This window comes from Companilactobacillus zhongbaensis, assembly GCF_003946515.1.
Lineage (GTDB): Bacteria > Bacillota > Bacilli > Lactobacillales > Lactobacillaceae > Companilactobacillus > Companilactobacillus zhongbaensis.
In genome coordinates this window covers 1-1,241 of sequence record NZ_RHOM01000074.1, presented here as the reverse complement: position 1 = coordinate 1,241, position 1,241 = coordinate 1, and the positions used below count along the sequence as shown (strand labels likewise).

General features: G+C 40.9%; 1 protein-coding gene. It reads right to left on the bottom strand.

What is annotated here, in order from left to right:
• Positions 1–1,158, bottom strand: a 1,158-nt coding sequence (gene ltrA, locus EKM69_RS12185) for a group II intron reverse transcriptase/maturase (RefSeq protein ID WP_125711382.1), incomplete at its 3' end; no start/stop codon positions are given.
• Positions 1,159–1,241: the final 83 nt, after the last annotated feature.

Sequence of the window (1,241 nt, the reverse complement as noted above, 5' to 3'; positions counted from 1 at the left end):
TCTTGCACGTAGCCATTCATCAACTCTCTGTATGAATGTCTTGATTCCCGCAATTCCATAATAGTTCAACCATCCATTCATCTTTCGTTCGATTTCTAGGAAGATAACTTCTAGGCTTCTTCCTCGATTTCTTTTAGTGATGATTTTCAAGGAGTGTATTAGTCTTTTCTTTGACTGATTACTAGCTATCGGGTATGCCCCTTTTCGAGATACACCAACTGAGAATCCAAGAAACTTTAGCCTGCGGGGGTTTCCCACAGTAGTTTTCTTGCGATTGATAGTTAGCTTTAAGTCCTTTTCCAAAAATTTAGATACACCCTCAAGAACACGTTCACCTGCTCGCCTACTTTTGACATAGATATTACAGTCATCGGCATAGCGAACAAACTTATGTCCACGGGACGTAAGTAGTTTATCGAGTTCGTTTAGATAAATGTTCGCAAGGAGTGGTGATAAGTTTCCTCCTTGTGGAGTTCCCATGGTAGATTTCTGGAAGAATTTACCGTCCATCACGCCACTCGTTAGGAATTTGCGTATCATACGCAACAACCATTCGTCATCAATATACTGCTTGATGAACTTCATAAGTAAGTCATGGTTGACCGTGTCAAAGTATGCTTTCAAGTCTAGGTCTATCACTACGTGATATCCTTGGTCATAAAACTCAGTGACGCGTTTTATTGCATCATGAGCACTTCGATTTGGTCTAAAGCCAAAGCTATTGTCTGAGAATACCTTCTCAAACACAGGCGTAATTACTTGTGCAATCGCCTGTTGTACCAACCTATCAAACACTGTTGGCACTCCAAGTTTACGCATAGATCCGTCAGGTTTGGGTATTTCTACTCGTCTGACAGGTTTAGGTTTATAAGACAAGTCGCTAAGTGACTTCACTAATTGAGATTTGTTCTTCTTAATGTAGTCTTTCAAGTCATAGACAGTCATGCCATCTATTCCTTGAGCTCCTTTGTTCCCGTAAACATTCTCGTATGCGTGATTAAGATTTTCATTACTTAAAACTAATTCTTTGAACGAAATGCCACTTCTAATCGTACTTTCACCAGAAACGGCGCTACGCACCTCTGGTTTTCGTTGATTTTCCAAACCAACAGTCCCCAGTTGGCCAGGCTTACGCTCTGTTTTCTGCGATTTTCGCACCATTTCTACCTCCAATATCCATAAAAGTTATTAATGTTCGGTCCTTCATCGCAAGCGACTACTATGACCTCTGCTGACTTCTG